At 41.4% G+C, this 21,352-nt stretch carries 24 protein-coding genes; 5 read left to right on the forward strand and 19 right to left on the reverse strand.

The features are described 5' to 3' along the window. Positions 1-210: 210 nt before the first annotated feature. Positions 211-1,140, forward strand: coding sequence for a manganese-dependent inorganic pyrophosphatase (locus tag M2369_RS08220; protein WP_100325664.1), 930 nt, complete (start codon positions 211-213; stop codon positions 1,138-1,140). Between the two features lie 44 nt (positions 1,141-1,184). On the opposite strand, the gene rsiV is transcribed toward M2369_RS08220, so the two are convergent. The 3 genes from rsiV to M2369_RS08235 all read right to left on the reverse strand — a co-directional run bounded on the left by rsiV (position 1,185) and on the right by M2369_RS08235 (position 3,343). Further along, the gene (gene rsiV / locus M2369_RS08225; RefSeq protein WP_017368457.1) at positions 1,185-2,042 is read right to left on the reverse strand and encodes an anti-sigma-V factor RsiV; all 858 of its coding nucleotides are present in this window, start codon (positions 2,040-2,042) and stop codon (positions 1,185-1,187) included. Then, entirely contained in the window at positions 2,043-2,537 is a 495-nt protein-coding gene (locus tag M2369_RS08230; protein WP_007497431.1) for an RNA polymerase sigma factor SigV, read from the reverse strand. It abuts the gene before it with no gap. Positions 2,538-2,686: 149 nt separating this feature from the next. Beyond that, on the reverse strand, positions 2,687-3,343 hold the full coding sequence (locus M2369_RS08235; protein ID WP_259253953.1) for a hypothetical protein: 657 nt from the start codon (positions 3,341-3,343) through the stop codon (positions 2,687-2,689). Positions 3,344-3,539: 196 nt separating this feature from the next. Here M2369_RS08235 and katX point away from each other — a divergent pair, with 196 nt between their 5' ends. Then, positions 3,540-5,039, forward strand: coding sequence for a catalase KatX (gene katX / locus M2369_RS08240; protein ID WP_236552389.1), 1,500 nt, complete (start codon positions 3,540-3,542; stop codon positions 5,037-5,039). Between the two features lie 48 nt (positions 5,040-5,087). On the opposite strand, the gene wrbA is transcribed toward katX, so the two are convergent. The 10 genes from wrbA to M2369_RS08290 all read right to left on the reverse strand — a co-directional run bounded on the left by wrbA (position 5,088) and on the right by M2369_RS08290 (position 12,995). Beyond that, positions 5,088-5,711: an NAD(P)H:quinone oxidoreductase gene (wrbA, locus tag M2369_RS08245; RefSeq protein WP_045034926.1), complete on the reverse strand. Its 624-nt coding sequence runs from the start codon at positions 5,709-5,711 to the stop codon at positions 5,088-5,090. Between the two features lie 59 nt (positions 5,712-5,770). Then, positions 5,771-6,382, reverse strand: coding sequence for an alpha/beta hydrolase (locus M2369_RS08250; protein ID WP_024718443.1), 612 nt, complete (start codon positions 6,380-6,382; stop codon positions 5,771-5,773). Beyond that, entirely contained in the window at positions 6,379-7,350 is a 972-nt protein-coding gene (locus tag M2369_RS08255; protein ID WP_007497450.1) for a ring-cleaving dioxygenase, read from the reverse strand. The genes M2369_RS08250 and M2369_RS08255 overlap by 4 nt, the downstream gene beginning before the upstream one ends. A gap of 191 nt (positions 7,351-7,541) precedes the next feature. Then, the gene (locus M2369_RS08260) at positions 7,542-9,059 is read right to left on the reverse strand and encodes an ABC transporter permease/substrate-binding protein (protein ID WP_159145290.1); all 1,518 of its coding nucleotides are present in this window, start codon (positions 9,057-9,059) and stop codon (positions 7,542-7,544) included. Further along, positions 9,052-10,017, reverse strand: a complete 966-nt coding sequence (locus M2369_RS08265) for an ABC transporter ATP-binding protein (RefSeq protein ID WP_259253954.1) — start codon at positions 10,015-10,017, stop codon at positions 9,052-9,054. The genes M2369_RS08260 and M2369_RS08265 overlap by 8 nt, the downstream gene beginning before the upstream one ends. Before the next feature lie 199 nt (positions 10,018-10,216). Beyond that, positions 10,217-10,456, reverse strand: a complete 240-nt coding sequence (gene rpsR, locus M2369_RS08270) for a 30S ribosomal protein S18 (protein WP_008347556.1) — start codon at positions 10,454-10,456, stop codon at positions 10,217-10,219. Positions 10,457-10,497: 41 nt separating this feature from the next. After that, positions 10,498-11,040: a single-stranded DNA-binding protein SsbA gene (gene ssbA / locus M2369_RS08275; RefSeq protein ID WP_007497456.1), complete on the reverse strand. Its 543-nt coding sequence runs from the start codon at positions 11,038-11,040 to the stop codon at positions 10,498-10,500. 36 nt (positions 11,041-11,076) lie between these two features. After that, positions 11,077-11,364: a 30S ribosomal protein S6 gene (rpsF, locus tag M2369_RS08280; protein WP_008347557.1), complete on the reverse strand. Its 288-nt coding sequence runs from the start codon at positions 11,362-11,364 to the stop codon at positions 11,077-11,079. A 108-nt stretch (positions 11,365-11,472) separates the two neighbouring features. Next, complete coding sequence (gene ychF, locus M2369_RS08285) at positions 11,473-12,573, reverse strand: redox-regulated ATPase YchF (RefSeq protein WP_007497458.1); 1,101 nt, start codon at positions 12,571-12,573, stop codon at positions 11,473-11,475. Positions 12,574-12,788: 215 nt separating this feature from the next. Continuing rightward, positions 12,789-12,995, reverse strand: a complete 207-nt coding sequence (locus tag M2369_RS08290; RefSeq protein ID WP_008347561.1) for a DUF951 domain-containing protein — start codon at positions 12,993-12,995, stop codon at positions 12,789-12,791. A gap of 294 nt (positions 12,996-13,289) precedes the next feature. Here M2369_RS08290 and M2369_RS08295 point away from each other — a divergent pair, with 294 nt between their 5' ends. Continuing rightward, entirely contained in the window at positions 13,290-14,609 is a 1,320-nt protein-coding gene (locus tag M2369_RS08295) for a hypothetical protein (RefSeq protein WP_048001992.1), read from the forward strand. 15 nt (positions 14,610-14,624) lie between these two features. Further along, entirely contained in the window at positions 14,625-15,035 is a 411-nt protein-coding gene (locus M2369_RS08300) for a hypothetical protein (protein ID WP_007497462.1), read from the forward strand. 25 nt (positions 15,036-15,060) lie between these two features. Here the strand turns inward: M2369_RS08300 and M2369_RS08305 are convergent, their stop codons facing one another. Next, positions 15,061-16,116 carry a YkvI family membrane protein gene (locus M2369_RS08305; RefSeq protein WP_080964591.1) on the reverse strand — a complete coding sequence of 352 codons (1,056 nt, stop codon included), beginning with the start codon at positions 16,114-16,116 and terminating at the stop codon, positions 15,061-15,063. A gap of 72 nt (positions 16,117-16,188) precedes the next feature. Here M2369_RS08305 and yyaC point away from each other — a divergent pair, with 72 nt between their 5' ends. Beyond that, entirely contained in the window at positions 16,189-16,815 is a 627-nt protein-coding gene (yyaC, locus tag M2369_RS08310; RefSeq protein WP_025208343.1) for a spore protease YyaC, read from the forward strand. A 25-nt stretch (positions 16,816-16,840) separates the two neighbouring features. Here the strand turns inward: yyaC and M2369_RS08315 are convergent, their stop codons facing one another. The 5 genes from M2369_RS08315 to rsmG form a co-directional block, all read right to left on the reverse strand. After that, positions 16,841-17,695: a ParB/RepB/Spo0J family partition protein gene (locus M2369_RS08315; RefSeq protein ID WP_017359871.1), complete on the reverse strand. Its 855-nt coding sequence runs from the start codon at positions 17,693-17,695 to the stop codon at positions 16,841-16,843. Next, the gene (gene soj, locus M2369_RS08320; RefSeq protein ID WP_008360890.1) at positions 17,688-18,449 is read right to left on the reverse strand and encodes a sporulation initiation inhibitor protein Soj; all 762 of its coding nucleotides are present in this window, start codon (positions 18,447-18,449) and stop codon (positions 17,688-17,690) included. The genes M2369_RS08315 and soj overlap by 8 nt, the downstream gene beginning before the upstream one ends. A 238-nt stretch (positions 18,450-18,687) precedes the next feature. Next, positions 18,688-19,521 carry a YiiX/YebB-like N1pC/P60 family cysteine hydrolase gene (locus tag M2369_RS08325; RefSeq protein WP_041508097.1) on the reverse strand — a complete coding sequence of 278 codons (834 nt, stop codon included), beginning with the start codon at positions 19,519-19,521 and terminating at the stop codon, positions 18,688-18,690. A gap of 128 nt (positions 19,522-19,649) precedes the next feature. Next, on the reverse strand, positions 19,650-20,525 hold the full coding sequence (gene noc / locus M2369_RS08330; protein WP_160758321.1) for a nucleoid occlusion protein: 876 nt from the start codon (positions 20,523-20,525) through the stop codon (positions 19,650-19,652). A gap of 105 nt (positions 20,526-20,630) precedes the next feature. After that, positions 20,631-21,350: a 16S rRNA (guanine(527)-N(7))-methyltransferase RsmG gene (gene rsmG / locus M2369_RS08335; protein WP_007497477.1), complete on the reverse strand. Its 720-nt coding sequence runs from the start codon at positions 21,348-21,350 to the stop codon at positions 20,631-20,633. Positions 21,351-21,352 lie beyond the last annotated feature (2 nt).

The following is a 21,352-nucleotide window of genomic DNA, read 5'->3' on the forward strand; positions in this document are numbered from 1 at the left end:
CCTTTATTTTACCATAGCCGTAAATCGCAAGTAAAATGCAGGCTATCCCAAGAGCGTTTCACGTGGAACAACTTAGATCGTCTTGTACATGCAACTTTTCAGACAGCATGTTACAATTTTTTAGATTATTCTTAGCTATAAACCCTGAATTCAAGGTCAAAAGCTGTTAGAATAGAAACATCATCAATAAAAGTAAGAAGGAGAATTCACATGGGAAAAACACTCGTATTCGGACACAAAAACCCTGACACAGACACGATTTGCTCTGCTATCGCTTACGCTGATCTGAAAAACAAAATTGGCGTTCAAGCAGAAGCTGTCAGACTTGGAGAAATCAATGGAGAAACACAATACGCATTAGATTTCTTTAAACAAGAAGCACCTCGTTTCATTGAAACGGCTGCAAACGAAACAAAACAAGTCATTCTTGTCGATCATAACGAATTCCAACAAAGTGTAACCGATATTGATCAAGTACAAGTGACAGAGGTCATTGACCATCACCGTATTGCCAACTTTGAAACAAGTGAACCTCTTTACTATCGTGCTGAGCCAGTTGGCTGCACAGCAACGATCTTAAACAAAATGTACAAAGAGCACCAAGTCACAATTGAAAAAGAAATCGCTGGTTTGCTTTTGTCTGCGATCATTTCTGATTCCTTACTATTCAAATCCCCAACATGCACACAGCAGGATGTTGATGCTGCGCATGAGCTGGCAAAAATCGCAGGAGTAGACCCTGAAGTATATGGTTTAGATATGCTGAAAGCAGGAGCTGACCTAAGCCAAAAAACAGTTCAAGAATTAATCACACTGGATGCAAAAGAATTTGCACTAGGTAACAGCAAAGTCGAAATTGCACAAGTTAATACAGTTGATATCGCTGAAGTAACAGCAAGACAAGCTGACATCGAAGCAAAAATCAATGAAGTCATCGCAGCGAAAGGTCTTGATCTATTTGTTTTAGTGATCACAGACATTCTAGAAAATGACTCTCTTGCGCTTGCCCTTGGTGCTGAAGCAGCAAAAGTAGAAAAAGCATTCAATGTCACACTTGAAAACAACACTGCTTTACTAAAAGGTGTTGTATCAAGAAAGAAACAAGTCGTGCCTGCACTAACAGACGCACTTTCTTCATAAACATAAAAAGACTGCTGACACCTTCAGCAGTCTTTTTTCTTCTTTTAATGAATGTACATATCGCTGACGAGAATATCCTTTAGCACGCTTGTTGGAATCGTGAATTCAACTACACCCATGTAACCAGGCGCCACATCATATTCGTTGAAGGAAATCACCAGTTTGCCTTTTGAATTGATATAGAAGCTTTGATCTGGCTGAATCTTCTTAAACGGATCAACCGTATCTTGCTTCGTCATCCAGTAAATCTTATTTGAATCCTCTTTCATCTGTTTCTTCATTTGTTCTTTAATATTTTCACTAATCACATCAATATAACGGTCATCTTTAAACAGACTTGGTAATGTAATGAGTACATGGTTTTTCTTATCCACCGTATCATATGTCATTTCCTCTGCCGCAGAAGCCTGAGTCGTCACCTTGTATCGACCTAGTGAAAGAATTTGATCATTGTTTGTTCTTACTTCATATCCGCTCTCTACACTCAAATGACCATTTTTATAACCCTTTGTTTCCTTTTCAAAATCTTGATACAGCTTTTTGTTTTCAGCTAAATATTTTTGATTCAGGCTGTCTTGTAATTTTCCGTCCCCAAGCCCTGAAACATGTGGTGTTTTGAGATCAATATTTGTTCCCTGATCGCTCTTTTTAAATTCTGTGAACGTCACGACTTTCACAAGCTCTCCAATGACGGGTACTTCTGAAATCGCTCTTGCTGCCTGCGGACTGACATTTACAGTGGTGACAAAAAGAGCAGCCGCAGCAACAAGTCCGATCGTCCATTTCTGAAAATGAGGTTGCTTGTTTTTACGTTTTAATGTCCGTTCAACCATAGCATCGTATTCCGGGGGAATAGGGATTTCTAGATATTCCTCTTTTAACTGTTCCAAATGCTTATCCATTTATATTTCCTCCTGCGATAATTCTACTTTTAAAAGCCGCAACGCCTTATATAATCTTGTTTTAATGGTGTTTTCATTTTCTCCAAGAATATGAGCAATGTCCTCTAGCTTTAAATCCTCAAAGAATCTTAATATAATGATGACCCGATACATCTCCGGCAAATCTTCTATCGCTCGTCTGACATCTTGATCCTCATAGACATCCGATTCACCCTGTGATAAAAATTCCAGCGTGTCATCGTCCGTCACTTGCACACGCTTCTTCTTTCGTAAAAAGTCGAGGGCAGCGTTTACGACGATTTTATAAAACCAGCTATGCATCTTGGTCGCATCCTCTAATCGGTGAACAGATTTGAGTGCTTTATGAATCGCCTCTTGAACGACATCCATCGCATCTTCTGGGTTTTTGACATAGCTATAGGACAATCGATAAAAACTGTGTTTATGCTCCATTACGTAATCCGCAAATTGATCATCAATCTTTCGTTTCTTCATTTTACAAAGAGCTCCTTTATCTTAAATGCGCATCTGTTATTTCTTACATTGGATAGACGCGCTCCTGTTAAAAATAGTTTGCGCTCCATTATTTTTTTAACATGTCATCCCATTTACGTTTCTATGCAAAAAGAGCGAACCTGACGGGTTCACTCTTTTAAAGCCGTTATTTTTTGATAAACAAATGGTTTAAGTGGTGAAAGCGGATGAATGATGGACACTCCTGTTTCCTGCTCCACCTGCTTTGCAGCGTGAACCATCGAGAGCTGCATCACACAAATATCTCCATGCTGCTTCACAGATCGCCTTAACTGTTCCATAATTCGCTCATGGTAGGCTTGTATATCACCGTTCAAGCAAAGATGAAAGACATCCTCTAGCACAACCACTTCTGCCATCAACTGCTTTCCCCGCTCTTTTACATATGAAGACAGTCGCTTCATCGTTCCTTCTACTGTATCTGGGTTTGAAAACACCAGCTGAAGCGGACCCTCTCGCTCACAAATCTGCTCAAATAACGGCTCATCTATCGGAACAATTGGTTGTTTGAACAGGTGCTGCTGCTCCCCCAAAGCCGCAATGTATTGTGTACACGTTAATAAAACAAGATCAGCCTCTCCTTCTTGCATGAGTCTGTTGATAGCATAGGTTTGCTGCTGCTCAAGATCAAATGCGGGATCTTGTTTGGCTCGTTCCATAAAGGATGAATCGACGATGTGATGCAGATCAAATCCTGTGTCATAAAAAGCGTCGTCAATGTAAGAAATATTAGATGGATGTGCGTGAAGGCAGTGTAATCGAATCATTAGGTCCGCTCCTCATAAAAGTTTTCACTCATTATATCAATCCTTGTATGAAATAGGGAGCAACATGACCATATTGTTAAGGAGATATTGAAGGAGGGATTCTACCTTGAAAGAAGATCAACAGCCTACATCATCTTCAGAGTCAGAAGAAACCTTGACGAATCGCCAAGGTCACCCGGTAACAGATAATCAAAACATGAGAACCGTTGGGAATAGAGGACCGACTACGCTTGAAAACTACGATTTCCTAGAGAAAATCAGTCATTTTGATCGTGAACGCATCCCTGAACGTGTCGTTCACGCACGAGGTGCTGGCGCACACGGATACTTTGAAGCCTACGGTACATTCGGTGAAGAACCCATTTCCACTTATACAAGAGCCAAATTATTTCAAGAGAAAGGAAAAAAGACCCCTGTCTTCGTTCGATTCTCTTCTGTTATTCACGGCGGACATTCACCAGAAACTTTACGCGATCCGCGGGGATTTGCGATCAAATTTTATACAGAAGACGGCAACTGGGATCTCGTTGGGAACAACCTCAAAATTTTCTTTATTCGAGATGCTTTGAAATTCCCTGATTTGGTTCATGCCTTTAAGCCTGACCCTGTCACCAATCGTCAGGATGGTGAGCGCATTTTTGATTTCGTTTCACAATCACCTGAAGCAACACATATGGTGACATTTCTCTTCTCGCCATGGGGCATTCCTGCCACATACCGGCACATGCAAGGCTCTGGCGTCCATGCCTATAAATGGGTGAATCATGAAGGAAAAGCAGTGTTGGTCAAATATCACTTTGAACCAAAGCAAGGAATTCGCAACCTGACACAAGAACAAGCCCAAGCCATTCAAGGGGAAAACTTTAATCATGCCACACAGGATTTATATGAAGCCATTGAACAAGGGGATCATCCTGAATGGGAAGTATACGCGCAAATCATGGAAGATGACACCCACCCCCAACTAGACTTTGATCCACTCGATCCGACAAAGCTCTGGTACAAGGATGACTATCCATGGAAACCGATCGGACGAATGGTGCTAAACAAAAATCCAGAAAATTATTTTGCAGAAGTGGAACAGGTTGCCTTTGGGACGGGGGTTCTTGTAGACGGATTAGATTTCTCAGATGATAAATTGCTGCAAGGACGTACCTTCTCATACTCTGATACGCAGCGATATCGTGTCGGGCCAAATTATTTACAGCTGCCGATCAATGCCCCGAAAAAGCATGTTGCCACCAATCAGCGAGATGGGCAAATGGAATATCATGTGGATCAAGGAAAAGGACAAAACCCCCATGTGAATTATGAACCGTCCATTCTCGGGGGATTAAAAGAAGCGCAGCAAGATGGAAAGGATCATACGCCTTTTGTAGAGGGTGAAGTCAAACGAGAAGCCATTGACCGCCCGAACAATTTCGGACAAGCGGGAGAAACCTATCGCCGCTTCAATGATTGGGAACGTGAGGAACTGATTAAAAACTTAGTCAACACCTTAGCTACCTGCCAAAAAGACATCCAAGACCAAATGATCGAAAACTTTACAAAAGCTGATCCTGACTACGGAAAACGTGTGGCCGATGGCTTAAAAGCCTTCAAACAAGAGGAGCCAAGCGGACCCATTGGATCAACAGGCGCGGCACAGGCTGTCAACGATGCGATCAACAACAGCACCCCTTCAGATCCTTATTAATGAAAAAAGAATGCAGCGGAGTGGCTGCATTCTTTTTGTATACATCTATTATGCGTTTTGACCTTTTTTGATCCATTCTGCTACATTCACTGTACGTTTCGCCTGATGTTTTGCGGCTGCTTCTGCATCCTCTTGAATCTTTCCATTTTGGTCAACAGTCACACTCACACCGTAAGGGTTACCCCCTGCGCCGTATAGGGAATCATCCGTGTATCCAGGAGCGGCAATAATGGCTCCCCAGTGGAACATCGTTGTATAAAGGCTCAGAACTGTTTGCTCCTGTCCGCCATTTGGGTTTTGTGCAGATGTCATCGCACTCACTGCTTTGTTTGCTAGTTTCCCTTGGAACCATAAACCGCCTGTTGTGTCTAAGAATTGCTTCATTTGAGCCGGTAAGTTACCGAAACGTGTCGGCATGCTGAAAATAATAGCATCTGCCCACTCTAAGTCACTTAACTGAACCTCAGGGACATCTTTTGTTTCATCTAAATGTGCTTTCCATGCTGGATTTGATGCAACAACGGCTTCTGGTGCCAATTCAGGAACCTTTAAAATTTTGACTTCAGCACCAGCTTCTTTCGCTCCAGCCTCAGCCCATTTTGCCATCTGATAGTTTGTACCTGTTGAACTATAATAAATAATCGCTAGTTTTACGTTTTCCACTTGTTCCATCTCCTTTTGTTTGGTTTGTCCAAATAGCTTCTGTAAAAATCCCACCTGTATTCCCCACCTTATTTAAATTGACGACGATACCACAATGCCGCAGCATCGACTTCTTCTCTCGTTAGTTGATGTCCACGATTTTCCCAATGAAGCGTTACGGATGCTCCCGCCTCCTGAAGCAGTTGCTCCAGTTCCTGAGATTCCTCCGGACGGCACATTGGGTCATTTTCACCAGCTGCTATAAAGACTTGTTTCCCCGCTAATGAAGGTAATGAAACCCCTCGTCTTGGGACCATCGGATGATGCAGGATCGCTCCTTTCAGCGCATCTCCGTAATGGAATAACAGACTTCCAGCAATGTTCGCCCCGTTTGAATAGCCGATGGCTACCACATTGTGACGATCAAATCCATACTTATCTGCTGCTTCCCCGATAAATGTATATAATTCCTCTGTACGCTCAATTAAATCTTGCTCATCAAAAACACCCTCTGCCAAACGCCTGAAAAAACGCGGCATGCCGTTTTCTGATACATTTCCTCTCACACTAAGAACAGATGCTTCAGGGTCTACCACTTCTGCAAGCGGCAATAAGTCTTGCTCTGTCCCGCCAGTTCCATGCAGCATGAGGAGGACAGGCTTTTGTTCATTCTTTCCTTTTTGAAAAAGATGCTTCATCATGAATCTCCTTTCCCTTTGATTTCTCTTACCTCAATCGGTAGCACGATTTGTTCAATTTGACTACGCTGCGCCTCATATTGCGGTGGCAGTTTCAACGCTTCACCCATCGTTTCCACAGATTCATCGTGTGCAAACCCTGGAGGATCGGTCGCAATCTCAAATAATATGCCGCCAAGCTCTCTAAAATAAATCGCATTGAAATAATTTCGATCTTGCACAGGCGTCACTTGATATCCGCTTTGCGCAACATGTCTTTGCCAATCTAATTGATCCTGATCATCTGTTGCTCTCCACGCAATATGATGTACAACACCCACGCCCATACGTCCTCGTGCAACAGGTGTCTTGTTCACGTCAATGACATTGCCGATTTCTCCAAACGAACGGAATCTCACATAATCTCCTTCTGTGCCGACTTTTTCAAGTCCCATCGTTTGCTCTAGCAGCTGCATCGTTTGCTCAGGCTGTGAAGTTAATAAAACAGCTCCGCCAAACCCTTTAATCGCTACTTCTGGTGTCACCCCATTAAATGTCCAGTCATTCTGTTTTCCTTCTTCACGCTCTACAAGTTCTATCAATAAACCGTGCGGATCTTCAAATGAGAGAAAGGCCTCACCAAAGCGTTCAATCATTTCATAAGAAACGTCAAACTGCTCAAGGCGTTCCTTCCAAAAAGAGAAGGCACCGGTCGGTACGACATATGTTGTCACACCTACTTGACCTGCTCCAATTTGTCCCTTTTGTGCACCTGGCCAAGGGAAAAACGTAATAATGGTACCTGGAGAACCTCCTTCATTTCCAAAATATAAATGGTATGTGCCTGGATCATCAAAATTGACGGTCTTTTTCACGAGACGCAGACCTAAAACACCTGCATAAAAATCAACGTTCTCCTGAGGATGACCAACAATTGCTGTGATATGGTGAATTCCTTCTGTTTTCTTCACTTCTAATGACCTCCTCTTCATGACGTAACATGTCTCTACTCATTATGTCTTGACTGACGCTTTTATATTATCTCGAATTCGAGATATATGTCCAAAAAATATATTTATCTCGAATTAAGGATATTCTTTTTTGAAATAGATGTCAATGATTTTTGTTTTTTTCTTTTCAAAAAGCAGGCCGCTTTAAATATAGCAGACCTGCTTCCCCTTGATTATTGAAGCAATGTTTTCTTTTTTAAATAGGCTTCGGCTACTTGAAATGCATCTTTCCCCTTCACATTGACTTCGTAATTCATTTCTCTCATCTCATCATCTGTGATTTGACCAGCGAGCTTGTTGAGAGAGGCCTCAATCTCAGGATACTCTTTTAATGTCTCCTGTCTTAGCAAGGGCGCTCCTTGATAGGGCGGGAAAACATGCTTGTCGTCATCCAGCACCTTCAACTTGTATTGTCTCAATTCACTGTCTGTCGAATACGCATCGACCAACTGAATATTCCCTTTTTGAATGGCTCGATATCGAAGTTTCGGTTCCATCGTGACCACATCGTCAAAAGAAAACTGATAAGCTTTTTGAATGCCTAAATATCCATCCTGACGATCAGAAAACTCTAAAGTAAAGCCAGCACGTATACGATTCTTGATTTGACCCAGATCTGAAATCTTTGATAAATCATATTGATCCGCTAGTGATTGAGGCACGGCTAAAGCATATGTATTGTTATAAGCCATCGGCTGAAGAAGCTGAAGCTGAAAGGATGACGCCAAACCTTGGCGCGCTTGCTCATACACTTTTTCCTTATCCGTGCTTTTCGCTGTTTCTTTCAGAAATTCAGAAATCGCTGTCCCTGTAAATTCAGGATAGATGTCAATATCACCAGACCGCAGTGCTTGAAAAACAAAGGACGTCTTACCAAGACCAGGCTTAAGATTGACTTGGATATCTGTATCCTGCTCAATTAAAAGCTTATACATGGAGATCAAAATTTCAGGCTCTGACCCCAGCTTCCCTCCAATGGTGATCTCTTTCTTTTCTTGTTGAAACAGCAATGGGGCAGCGACAACTGCTCCTGCTATTACAGCAAAGACCGTCACAGAGATCACGGTTTTTTTAAAGGAGATTTTCTCAAGTGTCCGCAAGACCACATCAAATAAGAGCGCAAGTAATGCAGCTGGAATAGCACCAATGATGATCAACGACATATCATTTCGATCAATTCCAAGCAGAATCAGACTCCCTAATCCACCTGCCCCAATAAGAGCTGCAAGAGTGGCTGTCCCTACAATGAGGACCATCCCCGTTCGGATACCTGCCATGATCACAGGCATAGCAAGAGGGAGTTCTACTTTTAATAAGCGTTTGCGGTGATTCATTCCCATAGCGAGCGCCGCTTCCCGCAGCGACGGATCGACCTCACGAATGCCTGTATATGTGTTCCTTAAAATAGGAAGAAGAGCATAGACGACAAGAGCGATAATTGCGGGCACTTGACCAATCCCAACGAGAGGAATCAGCAGTCCAAGCAGCGCCAAAGACGGAATTGTCTGCAAGACAGCCGTCACCCCAATGATCCACTCTGCTATCTTAGGGACTCTCGTTAAATAAATCCCTAATGGAATGGCAATCAAAATCGCTAGAAATAACGCAATGAAGGAAATTTGAATATGCTCAAGTAAGGCGTGTCCGAGCTGATCTTTTCGAGCCCATAACACACTGGTCCATTCATTCATGTGTCTCGCCCCTCTCAGCAGAAGTACCGGCTAAATACTGAATCATCGCTTGACGAGTGATGAGTCCGATCCGTTCCCCATCCTTCTCAACAACAAGCTCTTCATGCTCTGCCAGTCGAGATAGAACCTCTTCCAGCGTCGCATGGATGGAGACCGCCTCATCGCCTAACAGATCATCTTGAGGCATGGGCTGAGAAATAGTTGTCAGCTCAAATGCTTGATGGTCTACATGACGGGCAGCTCCTGAAACAAACTCCCGCACAAATGGATTCACTGGATGCTGAATCAATTCCTCTGGGCGTCCAACCTGCACCACTTTTCCTTCATTCATCACACATATCCGATCCCCAAGCTTCATGGCTTCCTGCATATCATGTGTCACAAAAACGATGGTCTTTTGAATACGGCGCTGTAACTCAAGCAGATCATCTTGTAATTTCTCTCTCGTCAGTGGATCTAACGCACTAAAAGGTTCATCCATCAGGACAATCTCAGGATCAGCAGCAAGTGCCCGTGCTACGCCGACTCGCTGCTGCTGACCTCCTGAAAGCTCTGCTGGCTTTCGATGTCGATAGGTAGCAGGCTCAAGCCCCACCATGAACATCAACTCATCAACACGCTGATTCGTCTCAGCCCGCTTCCATTGTTTCAGCTCTGGCACTACAGCAATATTCTCTTCTATGGTCATATGAGGGAACAACGCTATTTGCTGAAGCACATAACCAATATCCCAGCGCAGCTCATAAATATCATAATCGCTGATGGTTCGACCCTTTATGTGAATCTCACCTTCTGTAGAAGAGATGAGACGATTGATCATTTTCAAAGTCGTCGTTTTCCCGCTTCCACTAGGTCCAATCAATACAAAAAATTCACCTTTCTGAATCTCCAAATCAACAGATTGAACGGCATAGCGGTCATCAGAAAATTGCATCGATACATTCTTAAATTCAATCATCTTCCCACGCCCTGACTGCAAGTATATTTTAAAATACCAATATGACAGATTAACCTAGTATTTGTATAGAACAAACTGTCACGTTAACTCTCTTTTTACATACTTCCCCTAGTTAGACTGCCAGAAACGACTTTCTCATAAAAGTGAGACAAATAAAAAAAGCGAAGAGCTCAAGGCCCTTCGCTTTTAAGTCAACAACTTACTCACCAGTAACGTATGGAAGTAATGCCATTTGACGTGATTTTTTAATCGCTAATGTCAATTTACGTTGATACTTAGCGCTAGTTCCTGTTACACGACGAGGTAAAATTTTACCACGCTCAGAAACAAACTTTCTAAGAAGATCAACATCTTTGTAATCGATGTGCGTGATTCCGTTAGAAGTAAAGAAACATACTTTACGACGTTTCGCACGACCGCCTCTGCGTCCACCTGCCATTTGTTTTCACACCTTTCCTTTGGTCATTTTTTTCAGATCAATTAGAATGGCAAATCATCATCGGAGATGTCAATCGGTTTACCATCATTCGCAAATGGGTCATCATTGAAGCTATTTCCCTGATTACGATTTTGGTTGTTTTGATTGCCATATGGATTTTGACTTGGTTCATTTCCAAATGGATTCTGATCATTTTGGCTGCCGCCATAATACTGGCCTCCGCTATTGCCACCGCCGCTGTATCCACCTGAACCAGCACCGCCGCTTTTAGGCTCAAGAAATTGAACACTTTCAGCTTGAACTTCTGTCACGAAGACACGCTGTCCTTGCTGGTTTTCATAGTTTCTTGTCTGCAAGCGACCGTCTACACCGGCAAGACTTCCTTTTTTCAAGAAATTAGCCACGTTCTCGGCTTGTCTTCTCCAAGTAACACAGTTAATGAAATCGGCTTCACGCTCTCCAGATTGATTCGTAAACGTACGATTCACAGCTAGAGTAAACGTGGCTACAGCCGCACCATTAGGCGTGTAGCGAAGCTCAGGGTCTTTTGTTAGTCTTCCGACCAATACAACACGGTTTAGCATATTGAAAGACCACCTTTAAATATATATTTCAATGATTTATTCTTCTTCTTTAACAACAATGTGGCGAATGATATCGTCACTGATCTTAGCTAAGCGGTCAAATTCTTGAACTGCTGCAGCGTCAGATTGAACGTTTACGATTTGGTAGAAGCCTTCACGGAAATCGTTGATTTCGTATGCAAGACGACGTTTACCCCAATCCTTTGTTCCAGTGATCTCCGCACCGTTAGAAGTTAACACGTTATTAAAACGGTCGATAACTGCTTTTTTAGCCTCATCGTCAACTGTTGGGCGGATGATGTACATAACTTCGTACTTTCTCATCTGATTGCACCTCCTTTTGGTCTAAGCGGCCCTATACGGGCAAGGAGCAATAAATTATATTACTCACAATTGTATATTATAACAAATTACTTGGCCTATGACAAGAACCTATACGTTAAAACGGAAATGAATGACGTCTCCATCTTTCACTATATATTCTTTACCTTCTAAACGAACTTTTCCTGCTTCTTTTGCAGCAGACATACTTCCGCCAGCTAGTAAATCTTCATAAGCAACCGTTTCAGCACGAATAAATCCACGCTCGAAGTCCGTATGAATGATTCCAGCACATTCTGGTGCCTTCATTCCTTTTTTAAATGTCCAAGCACGTACTTCTTGCTCACCTGCTGTGAAATACGTAGCTAAGCCAAGAAGTGAATAAGACGCTTTGATCAACTGATCTAAACCTGATTCTTTGATGCCTAGCTCTTCAAGGAACATTTGCTTCTCTTCTCCTTCAAGCTCTGCAATTTCAGACTCAATCTTCGCACAAACGACGATGACTTCAGCGTTTTCGCCAGATGCAAACTCACGAATTTGCTGTACATATTCGTTTCCGTCCTGATCTGCTACTTCGTCCTCACTCACATTTGCTACATACAGAATAGGTTTTGACGTGAGTAAATGAAGCTGCTTCACAAGCTTCTGCTGCTCATCTGTAAATTCAACCGATCTTGCAGATTTTCCAGCTTCAAATGCGTCCTTCAGCTTTTCCAAAATATCAAATTCAGCTACCGCTTCCTTATCTTTTTGTTTCGCAAGCTTACTCACACGAGTTAAACGCTTTTCAACCGTTTCTAGATCAGCCAAAATCAATTCTAAATTAATCGTTTCAATATCTGACACTGGGTCAACCTTACCTGACACATGTGTAATGTTATCATCAGCAAAAGCTCTCACCACGTGACAGATCGCATCTACTTGACGAATATGAGAAAGGAATTTATTTCCTAAACCTTCTCCTTTAGATGCACCTTTCACAATACCAGCAATATCAGTGAATTCGAAAGCAGTCGGAACTGTCTTTTTTGGCTGCACTAATTCTGTTAGTTTTTGCAAACGCTCGTCTGGAACTTCTACAATTCCGACGTTTGGATCAATGGTACAGAACGGATAGTTAGCAGACTCCGCTCCAGCCTGTGTAATTGCATTAAATAGCGTTGACTTCCCGACGTTAGGTAAGCCAACAATACCAGCTGTTAAAGCCATTCTTTCATCTCCTCTATATGAAACGTGCTCGTTATACTGCGTAATATGAACCTAGAGCAATTATAAGTAGGTTTACATGAAAAGACAAGCTAACCATCATGCATTTTCAATAGAAGAAACATTACCAAAAAGACTAAATCGGAGCTTTAAAATAAGAAATTGCATCTGTTTCTCTGAACAAAAGACAAATTTCATCAAAAAAGCATGAGGCCTACTTAAGCAGTTGGCTCCTCATGCTTGACGAGAATTTTCTTCATTTTTCGTTCAAAATCTCTTCTTGGGATCATCACGCTGTGCCCACACCCTTCGCATTTAATACGAATATCCATGCCCAAACGAATGACTTTCCACCGATTGGCACCACATGGATGGGGTTTTTTCATTTCAACGACGTCATGTAACCCAAATGCTTTGTCTGCCATCAGCATTCACCTCTCTTGCTCACTTCATTAAATCTATTGTACAAAAAAACGCCGATGGAGAGCAATGCACAAAATAAAGAGCCGCTGTCATGTATCAATCCCGTTCTTTTTTATAGAAAAAACCCTTCTTTTAGATCATTTTATTTGTGACCAATAGTTACTTAAACTCCGCTTTTTTTCAATATTGTCACAAACACTGTAGGTCAAAAGGTTTTTATTGGTAGAACGCTGTGGTTTTTCCATATTTTTTGATTTATGATATCTGCATAAATGTTATGTGAGGGAGCAGGTACGATGGTCAATCGAAAGGATAGATTAACCGACAAAGATTATAAAATCATATCCGATCACGCTGGAAACGCAGAGAATTACCAGCAGAACCATACGATAGAAGTAGGTCAGCATACGCTCACTGTCAACGATTTTCTAAAAATAGATCATCAATTATATGGTTTAACGATGCAGCAGGAACAGTCAGATGAGTTCATTGTCGCGTTTCACTGTCCTCTGCCAAAACAAATGACGGTGACATCGACACAAGATGTTCAAACGGCTACCCAATCATTGTTAAAAACGGATTATGCCTACCCCATTGAAAGAAAATCCTTAGCCGGAAAGCAAGATCATGTCTTTTTTAAAGGGAAGGAATACATCGAGGACGTCTGTCAGAAGAACCCGAATGCAACCATCTATCTCACTGGACAAGCGCTTGCCGGTGCTGTTTGTGCTTATATTGCAACAGAACAGCCAGCTGTCAAAAAAGCCATCACATTCGATAGCCCAAATATATGGAGCAGCCTGGCACCTTCCATTCAGCAAAAAGCAGTAGAAGGAAAATACACCCATGTTCTCACAGAATATATTCAACCCAATCATTATGTAGGTTTACTCAATCGCCATGATCATGGAGTTGGACAAGTCAAGTACACCGTACCGCCCCGGGAGCAGGGATCGGTCCAAGAATCCATAAAATATAAACCAAGAGAAATTGACACCTTTTTAAGATCAGCTTTTGCATCAATGAATATAGAATGGAACGAATCATTTGATACAAATGCATTTTTAGCTCTCGTTTCAGGAGAGTTTAAAGTAAATGGGTATTCATTCCATTCAAATGGAACCGCTCGTATTTTAGATGAACAGCTTGATCACAATACAAGTTTTACAGCGATGCTTTTACAAGAAATCCATTCAGGCCGTGCATATGCACAAAGCGGGCTTGAAATTATCATAAAATCCCATTTACTAAAAAATTCATCTTATGATCTACAAAGTATTATTGAACATGAAGTACACACTGTATTTGAGAAAATAGATGGAATTGATGATAGTGTAAAAGATGCCGTCCATCATGTAAAACAAGAACTGAAAGGACTTGTCGGCTTTGGTCACTATGATTTATTAACCCATAGCGATGTAGAAGCACTGTTAGAGGAAGTAAGGATGGAGCAGCCGCAATCATCCTTTTATTCTCATGAAAAACAACTGAATGCCTTGTACACCTTGAGAGACTACGAACAAGAACTTTCCACCCTTTCAAGACATATGTACACAATGGGTGATGACTATGCCAAGGCAGATAGACGCCTTGCGATGCAAATGGGTATTCGTTAAGAAAGGAGCCGCCATATGATCAATCAAAATAAACCTCCTAGTGACGCCCAGCGTTTCTTGCAAAATGTGAGTGCCCGCCGCTCCATGTCTGTATTCGAAAGTCAATCTGCACCACAAACACAATCGCAATCACCTGAAGAAATTGCCGCTATTCAGGCCATGCGCAGAGAAGGACAACGAAAAGATTTAAAGCGATTGCTGAAAATGCGGCTTCACGATGAATTGGCAAACACACGCATGCACTTGGAGTACCAATTGTCCAAAACAGAAGACATGATGAACCAGACAACCATTGTCAAACAGCATGTATCCCAGCATTTAAAGGGACAAGCCATCTCAGAAATAGAGGAACGCATGCAGCGTCTCCAGCACATGCCTGTATATGACGATATCAAGGAAGCGATTGATTCCATTCGGATAAAATAAGCACTTCTCTTTGAAAGAGAGGTGTTTATTTTATTTTATCAGTATAATTTTTAGAACGGAAAAATATCTTTTTACTTAAAATCGGATACAGCATTAAACAGACAAGCAAATAAAGATTGAGCAAGCTGTAAATCGGATACAAGAAAGCAATCAAATCAGCAAATCCAAGAGAGGTTAAAGGTGCCATCAAAAGAAGCATGATGAATACAATGAGCCAGCGGGGCATTCGTACAAAAGAGAGCATGCGGCTGGATAAACCAAATAATCCCGCAGCGGTTGTTGTATAAATCGCTAAACAAAGAACAATGGTCATAAACACAAACAATGATGTTGGTGCCCCCTCTAATACTGTAAACAAAGGAATCCCCTCTGCTGAAAGACTCCCAGAAATATCAACTAGTATTTCGTTATACACATAAGAAATGACACCAAAAATCAAACCGCTTAATATACTCGCAACCTTGGCCTCTCCAAGCCCCTTCATTTCTTTCCCCACTGAAGACAGCACCGCCACAACAGATAATATATTCAAAGAAGCAAAGACGATACTGGCAGGCCAATTGTATTGCTGGCCAAAATCAATTCTCCACATATGATCATGATTCATATAATAAAAAACAAACGCATAGATGAGCCCCGCCACCAAAATTGGTATAATGAAAGCATTCACAGATAAGAGCCCTTTCACATCCCAGAAAAAAATCATAAATGAGAATAAACAAAATGCACCGATTCCAACCCAAAATGGCACATGATACATCTCAAGTGTCACCCCGCCACCGGCAATCATGACTGTTGTTGTCGTGAATAGATAAAGAACAATTAAAATATCATACACCTTGGCCAGCCAAGGACCTACAAGACGCTCTAACACCGGCACAAAATGATCGGCACGCACCTCATAACTGATTTTTAACACCACATAGGTAGACAGCATAAACATGAGCGTAAACAGTAGAATGGCTAGTCCGCTATCAAGGCCAAAAAACTGCCAAATTTCTTGACCGGAGGCATATCCCGCTCCTATCAAGCTTCCTAAAATTAAAAGCGTCCACCTTGAACCAGCCTTCCACACAATCATCACCTCATAGGTATAGAATTAAGCTTGTTTCCGTATACTGATACTAACTACTATGACAAGGAAGTGAGACCTATGAATAGCAAGAACGGTCTTTTTTTAAGAAATAGGGTGAAAGAATACGTGTCCCATACGGATACAAATGCCATTCAGCAGCTTAAAAGTATTTTATTCTCGCATCTTCAGAAAGCAGGAAAAAGACCCGTTGCCATCGTCTGCATAGGAACAGACCGCTCAACCGGTGACTCTCTAGGTCCACTTGTAGGAACAAAGCTTTCAAGTCTTGATTTAAAAAAGCTGCATGTATACGGCACTCTCTCTGACCCAGTGCATGCGGTCAATTTAAAGGAAAAGCTCGCTGAAATTGAACAAGCTCATAAACACCCATTTATCGTAGCCGTTGATGCCTGTTTAGGGAGAGTGAAAAGTGTAGGATCGTTTCAAATTGGAGAAGGACCGTTAAAGCCCGGTGCAGGTGTGCAAAAAGAGCTGCCAGAAGTAGGCAATATTCATATTAATGGAATCGTCAACGTGAGCGGTTTTATGGAATACTTCGTTCTCCAAAACACACGTCTTCATCTTGTAATGTCTATGGCCAATACACTTTCTGAAAGTCTATCCCACATTGATCAAATGGATTGGACGAGAGAAAAAAGCCGTTCTCTCTTCACCCCTATTCAAAATATCACGGGAAGAATATAAAAAAGACCATCTCATATCAAGATGGTCATTCCGATGATTCTCTCGTAGAAAGCAATTCAAGGATTCTTTCTAAATCTTCATTTGAGAGAAATTCAATCTCAATTTTCCCTTTTTTCTTCTGTTTCTTGATCGTCACTGAAGTACCAAAGTAATTTTGTAAGAAAGATTCTCTTTCTTTCAACATGCGATCCTTTGGTGCTTCTTTTTTCTTTGTTTCACGTGGAACATTTTCATTTAATTGCTGAACAAGTTTCTCAACCTGACGGACATTCAATCCTTCGTCCACGACCTTCTTTACCAATGGCGCCAGCTTCTTTTTGTTTTTCAAACTAAGCAGCGTGCGTCCATGTCCCATGGATAATGTTCCATCCGCAATCAGCTTTTGTACTTCATCTGGTAATGTTAATAAACGAAGGTGGTTCGCAATATGCGGTCTGCTTTTTCCTAACCGCTTGGCTAATTCCTCTTGAGTCACACTTAAATGATCTAGCAAGGAGGCATAGGCTTCTGCTTCCTCTAATGGAGATAAATCCTCGCGCTGTAAGTTTTCTAAAAGAGCGATCTCCCTCATCAGTGTTTCTGAAAATTCCCTGACGATCGCAGGAATCGTTGTCAAACCAGCTTGTTGTGCTGCACGGAAACGGCGTTCTCCTGCGACGATGTCATATCCTTTAATCGATTTACGAACAATAATCGGCTGTAAAACACCATGCTGCTGAATCGATTCTTTGAGATCAGACAATGCATCATCATCAAACGTTTTCCTTGGCTGATAAGGGTTCGGACGCAAATCCTTCAACTTAATTTCTTCGACAGTTTCTTCATTGGAATCCACATTGTTAAATAGCGCATTAATACCCTTTCCAAGACCTTTAGCCATTCGCATCCACTTCCTTTGCTAAGTCTAAATAGACATCTGCACCTCTTGAACGTGGATCATACAAGATAATAGGTTTCCCATGACTAGGCGCTTCACTTAGTCTCACATTTCTCGGAATCACGGTCTGATAGACTTTATCTCTAAAGTATTTTTTTACTTCTTCGATGACTTGGATTCCAAGGTTTGTTCTTGCATCCAGCATTGTCAGTAAGACACCTTCAATGGCAAGGTCGGTATTTAGATGTTTCTGCACAAGACGAACCGTATTCAACAATTGACTCAATCCTTCAAGCGCATAATATTCACACTGAACCGGTATTAAAACAGAATCGGATGCAGTTAACGCATTAATCGTCAGTAATCCAAGTGATGGCGGGCAGTCAATAATCATATAATCATAATTTTGCTTCACAGATTCAAGTGCTCTTTTCAACCTCACTTCACGTGAGATCGTAGGCACAAGCTCAATTTCTGCCCCTGCAAGCTGTATCGTCGCAGGAATGACATCAAGATTTTCGACCTCTGTCGTCTTAATCACATCAAGTACATCTGCATCGTCTACTAAAATATCGTACACGCACTTCTCTACGTCTGCCTTCTCAATCCCAATACCACTTGTGGCATTTCCCTGCGGATCAATATCAACTAACAACACTCGTTTTCCTATGTATGCTAAACACGCACCCAAATTAACAGAAGTTGTCGTCTTCCCAACGCCGCCCTTCTGGTTGGTAATCGCTATGATTTTCCCCACGATGTCACCCACTTTCAACTTAACAAGTTTCTCATTCATTCATACTTCCTATTCTATCAAAAAAAGTATGAAACGTTTGCTTTTTTTGTTCCCCCATTATAAATTCGTGAATGAATCTGTGTTTCCGTACATGAATAGTTGCATAAAAATGCGTTCTAAAGATATATTGATATATCTTTTCAAAGAAAATAACGAGACAAAAAAACCCCACTTTTCATGAAAAGTGAGGGAGATACAATCAAAAGTTTAATCCGCCAATTTTACGACCTTCGCTCACAATGACTTTAGGTGTCACTGTTTTATAGTTCTTTTTTTTCAAAAACCCATAGGGTGCTTTAATGGTAAATGTGGCATGTCCAACAGCGTCCCCGGTTTTCGCGTAAGCCTGCCATACAATCTTTGAACAATATGTAGGGTCCAAAGATTGAATAGACATAGTGATCGAATATCGAGCCTTCGGATGGTCTTTCACGTAATCGTGCGCCCAATCCCCAGCTAAATCTGCCTTTTCCTGATGATTAATCCGAATCACCTTTGTATTGGCACTATAGCGAAACCAGCTTTGAATGGAATCAATATTGGGATGCTGCCGGAACCCAGGAATGGATGCATAGCTTTTCTCATTAATGACGATGCCTGCATGACCAATTAAACCATTCAAAGCACCAGTGCTCGTCACCAATATATCCCCTTTTTGAGGCATAATATCGGTTCCAGGATACGGTTTACCAAAAAGATGGCGAATGGTATTCGGTCTTTCATCTGTTACCATTTCATCCTGTTTGTTTTGCCTTAAACCATAGTTCTCCAAATCATCATCAGCTGTGATCACATCGATCGCATCGTCCTGAGACGCTTGCTCTTGATTTAATTGTTGAACCGTTACATCTGTCGAAACCACACCTTGTTTCTTCAGAGTACTCAGTTCTTCTTTCGTAATCGTTTCTTCCGCTGAATGGGTATCATGATTCGTTGACGTGCTCACAGCAAACACAGTCGTTTCATTTGAAAAAAGAGAAAAAGAGATTAGTAAATAACAGATAATAGCAAAAATAGTCTTTTTCATTTTCATCGGTTATATGTCACCTCCCTTCTACTATGAAAATCATATTTTACCAATTAATTAATAATAAGTAAATATCATGAATTGAAGGGAGAGAAAGACAAAAAAGCTGACGAGTAATGCTCATCAGCTTCTTTCTATTTAGGAATTCGAATCGTTAATTGGATATATTCCTCAAATTCTTCTTCCTCGGTATTTATTTTAAGTCCGCTGTCTTCTACCATGTGGAGAGACTGACGAATGGTATTCATCGCAATTCGCGTATCTCGGCTAAACGCCTTACGTTTCGGCTTCGGTTTGCGATCTGTTTTTTGTTCAAGCATCTTCACTACACGCTCTTCAGTCTGTTTCACATTCAGCTGCTTTTCGATGATTTCCTGCAACAGCGTGATCTGTAATTCTGGCAGCTTTAGAGGTACAAGTGAACGGGCATGCCTCTCAGAGATTTTTTTCTCCAAAATGGCTTGCTGTACCTCTTTAGGCAACTTTAAAAGTCTTAGTTTGTTTGCAACAGTCGATTGTCCCTTACCTAAACGCTGAGCAAGCGCTTCTTGCGTTAAATCATGAAGCTCTAAAAGACGTGCATAAGCATGAGCCTCTTCAATTGCAGACAGCTCTTCTCTTTGCAAATTTTCAATCAATGCCACAGATGCCGTTTCCGTATCAGTAAAATCTTTTATAATAGCGGGGATCTTCTCCCATTGAAGAGTTTGTACCGCTCTCCAACGTCTTTCGCCGGCGATCAGTTCATATTTTCCTTCTTCTTCTGTTGGTCTAACAACAATCGGTTGAATAATGCCATGGGTATGAATGGTTGTGGCCAGCTCTTGTATCTTTTCTTCTGAAAAAATGGTGCGTGGCTGAAAACGGTTAGGCATAATTGTGTCGACCGGGAGCTCCTGTATCTCTTCCTTTAATGTTTCATGCTCAGCAATCTCTGCCTCTATTTCGGTATCACGCTCAGGATGTTCTTTGTCACCAAGCCCGAAGAAGCGTGAGAGTGAATGCTTCATGAACCTACACCACCTTTAAAAACTACCTTTTTATAATTCTATTTTCTCATGTTTTTTCCTTCTGTAAAATCATAAATATTGAAGAAAAACCGACCTTTTACATGATCAACCCTCTATTGGTGATTTATTAGGTGTTCCTGGTTTTCTAGGATATTTTTTTGGTGTTTGTTTTTTCTTTTCAATGACAATGATGTTCCGTTCGCTTTCTTCTAAAGGAAGAACAAAGGAATGCTTTTCAACAACCTCTCCTCCGAGGACAGTGACGGCTTTTTTTCCTGCTTGCATCTCTTCATCTGCAGCAGATGCTTTTAATGCAACAAACAATCCTTCCTTTTTCACAAGAGGCAGGCATAGTTCGCTCAAGACAGATAAGCGCGCAACTGCTCTAGCGGTGACAAGGTCATAGCTTTCACGTTGATCTTTACGTTGTCCAAAGGTCTCCGCACGATCATGATAAAAAGTAGTATCTTGTAAGTTTAACCCTTTTGCTAACTCATTGAGAAACGTAATGCGTTTCTGGAGAGAATCAACAATGGTCACATGTAGATGAGGGAAACAAATTTTAAGAGGAATGCTTGGAAAACCAGCACCAGCTCCAATATCACAAATTGTTGTCACATTGTGAAAATCAATAAAAAATGCTGCTGATATCGAGTCATAAAAATGCTTTAAATATACTTCTTCCTTTTCTGTAATGGACGTTAAATTCATCTTCTCGTTCCATTCTACAAGCATATGGAAGTAAGTTTCAAATTGTTCAAGCTGCACTGGAGAAAGAGTGATCCCTTTCTCCTCTAGTGCTGCTGTAAATTGTTCAATGTTCATGC

It is taken from the genome of Bacillus sp. JUb11, from assembly GCF_024807925.1.
GTDB classification, from domain to species: Bacteria; Bacillota; Bacilli; order Bacillales; family Bacillaceae; genus Bacillus; species Bacillus altitudinis.